Below are 2743 nucleotides of genomic sequence, written 5' to 3' on the forward strand. Positions count from 1 at the left end.
CAAGCCCCCTTACGGTTATTCACAAGCAAAAACTTGAAGAGACTCTAAATGGCATTGGTGGGATAATGAAACGCTTTGGTCCACAGCAAACTAGTGAAAAGTGCTGATCATTTTACGATTAGATATGCGTTTAAATAGACAAAAGGGCACCTTACAAAGCGATTTAAAGATTTTATGATAAATATAACACCTGCAATATAAAACGCTCTGTATGATCAAATTTGAGACAAATAGACCAATTGGTAAAATTAGGATTAAAGCATGTTCATTTTTAAACATTTATTCTTAAAAAACCGTAAACAAGCCATGCAAAAAGAGTTTGTTGCAACAGCTGTTGGTTATGTTCCTTGGGGGGACGGAGCAGAGGAGTATTTTTACAACCTCTACGAATATGAAGACGGTACAAGAGAGTGTGAAAAGTTTGATGGCGGACAGTATTACAAAACACCCAAGAATGCCGATTTTAGTACCAAAGCGCAAGTAAAAGCTTGGGTTTACGGTGGGAATATTCCGAAAAGCGTTCTCAATTACGAACCTCTTATAGACGAGATCAATAAAGAGATCAAAAAATTATCGAAAACCGCAGGAAATAAATATGTTTACAGATAAACAGCTAAGAGCCTTGTTTGGTATTATAACTTTTATATTTTTATGTTTTTTAGGAATTAAAAAAAATCCCTACTTTATTCAAAGTATTTTGATATTTGCATCTTTTGGTTTGATAATAATAACAAATATTTTTGTAATTTTATGCAATTCTCATATTCCTTTTGAGTTGCAGAACAATCCAAAATACAAACGCGGCAATACAACAGGTTGGAAGACATTAACACGTGATTTACAACAGTATATGCACAGACTTTTAAAGCTAATAAGTTTAGCACTTGTCGTTTTAATTTTTCCAAATAGTTATAAGGAAACTGTTTCTTTGCCTATTTTTTCTAAGTACGTGGAGTATAAGCTTTCTTTTCCATTGGATACTGTACTTTGGTACTCAGATATTGCTCTTTGGTATTCTTTTTTAGTCTGTGTATTTTTCCTTATGTTACGTACACGCAGTTTAATAAACATATCTATTTACACACTACAGTGCTCAGTTAAAAACCAAAAGTAAAATTTCCGATTTTATAAAACTGTTCAGATTAAATGGCGTTGTCTCTTCTCAACGTTCATAGATGAAATCAACAAAAACATCAAAAAATCATTGAAAAAGGCGCGTAACAATGACTCATGTCTGCTCACCATTGAGATATCCAGGCGGTAAGGCTGCACTGTATGGAAAAATCAAAGAAATATTTGAGAAAAATGCATTAAATGGCTGTTCCTACAGAGAGCCATTTGCTGGCGGGTGCGGACTTGCTCTAAAGCTTCTTTTTAATGGTGATGTTAAAGATATTCACATTAACGATATTGATCTGTTCATTTGGAGCTTTTGGTATTGCGTTTTGCACAAGACAGAAGAATTAATAGAAAAAATCAATACAACGACCATTAACTTAGAAGAATGGTACATACAAAAAGAAATTTCTCCTGCAAGTGCAGATGTGCTTAGCGCAGGATTTGCAGCACTCTTTTTGAATCGCACAAATAGATCTGGAATTATTAAAAATGCTGGACCAATTGGAGGGAAAGGACAAAGCGGTGCCTATAAAATAGATTGCCGATTTAACAAAGAGAATATAATTGAACGCATTCTTCGCATAAGTGAACAAAAAGATAAAATACATTTAACTCGTTTAAATGCACGGGAATTTTTGCTGCGTTATGGAACTGATGAAAACACCTTTTTTTATATGGACCCTCCTTATTTTAAAAAAGGAAAAGGGCTTTACACTTCGTTTTACAAAGCTAATGATCATAATAATTTAGAGAATGTCATCTCCCAACATGTGACAGCGCCTTGGCTAATTACTTATGACAACGTTGAAGAAATTAAATTTTTGTATAGGCAATATCTCTCAATAGAATTTAGCTTACAATATTCTCTACAAGAGAAAAGGCAAGCTACCAAATTGATGATTTTTTCACCTAAAATCAAAGTACCTCAATTTTTAGAAAAGAATATAGGCTCGCTTCTCAAAGCAGCTTAATTGCAGATTTCATTAATAGGAGCTTTAATCACATGCTTACACCATTTGGCAAAACCTTACGTAAAATTCGTATTGATCGGACAGAACGTTTATTAGATATGGCTAATAAATTAGGCGTATCTATAGCATTTTTATCTTCTGTAGAAATTGGCAAAAAGCCTATACCTGCTGACATGGAAGAAAAGATCATTGAGAAATATGCTTTAGATGAAGAAACGGCTTCTATCTTGAGAAGAGAAGCAAATATTTGTCGTAAGAATTTTACAATGAACTCTTCTGACCCACTTAACCATGAAATTTCTAACACGTTTGTTAGAATGTTTAAGTCTCTTTCACAACAAGATCTGACAAAGTGCAAGGAACTCATGGAGAAAGTAGAAAAAAAACGGTGCTTGCAGAATAGAATACCTTGATCCCCTTATTTTATACACCGTAAACATAATTTTATATGTTAAAAAACAATAATATCCTTTTGAAATAATTGAATAAATATGCAAATTATGCTAAGATTTTTCATGTATAAATTGCTAATCTAATGGGGCTACAAATATGCTAAATAAAGTGACGTTAATCGGGCGCCTTGGTGCTAATCCCGAAAGCAAAACAATGAATTCTGGAGCAGAAATAGTCAATTTTAGTATAGCGACTTCTGA

The 2743-nt window shown here is 33.4% G+C and carries 5 protein-coding genes; all 5 read left to right on the forward strand.

The window, feature by feature from the left end; translation table 11 throughout:
- Positions 1-261 precede the first annotated feature (261 nt).
- Positions 262-609, forward strand: coding sequence for a hypothetical protein (locus ACFIKJ_RS08935; protein ID WP_375670516.1), 348 nt, complete (start codon positions 262-264; stop codon positions 607-609).
- On the forward strand, positions 596-1114 hold the full coding sequence (locus tag ACFIKJ_RS08940) for a hypothetical protein (protein WP_375627560.1): 519 nt from the start codon (positions 596-598) through the stop codon (positions 1112-1114). The genes ACFIKJ_RS08935 and ACFIKJ_RS08940 overlap by 14 nt, the downstream gene beginning before the upstream one ends.
- Before the next feature lie 109 nt (positions 1115-1223).
- Entirely contained in the window at positions 1224-2090 is an 867-nt protein-coding gene (locus ACFIKJ_RS08945; RefSeq protein ID WP_375627561.1) for a DNA adenine methylase, read from the forward strand.
- A 32-nt stretch (positions 2091-2122) separates the two neighbouring features.
- On the forward strand, positions 2123-2503 hold the full coding sequence (locus ACFIKJ_RS08950) for a helix-turn-helix transcriptional regulator (RefSeq protein WP_015856258.1): 381 nt from the start codon (positions 2123-2125) through the stop codon (positions 2501-2503).
- Positions 2504-2639: 136 nt separating this feature from the next.
- A partial coding sequence (locus ACFIKJ_RS08955) for a single-stranded DNA-binding protein (RefSeq protein WP_375670517.1) occupies positions 2640-2743 on the forward strand: 104 nt, incomplete at its 3' end.

Origin of the sequence: Bartonella sp. PS7NMGDW, from assembly GCF_042193585.1 — a bacterium.
In the GTDB taxonomy this organism is placed as follows: Bacteria; Pseudomonadota; Alphaproteobacteria; order Rhizobiales; family Rhizobiaceae; genus Bartonella; species Bartonella grahamii.

Bases quoted from the DNA above. Each gene is read 5' to 3' on its own strand.
- ACFIKJ_RS08935 (WP_375670516.1), top strand. From the start codon at position 262: ATGTTCATTTTTAAACATTTATTCTTAAAAAACCGTAAACAAGCCATG.
- ACFIKJ_RS08940 (WP_375627560.1), top strand. From the start codon at position 596: ATGTTTACAGATAAACAGCTAAGAGCCTTGTTTGGTATTATAACTTTT.
- ACFIKJ_RS08945 (WP_375627561.1), top strand. From the start codon at position 1,224: ATGACTCATGTCTGCTCACCATTGAGATATCCAGGCGGTAAGGCTGCA.
- ACFIKJ_RS08950 (WP_015856258.1), top strand. From the start codon at position 2,123: ATGCTTACACCATTTGGCAAAACCTTACGTAAAATTCGTATTGATCGG.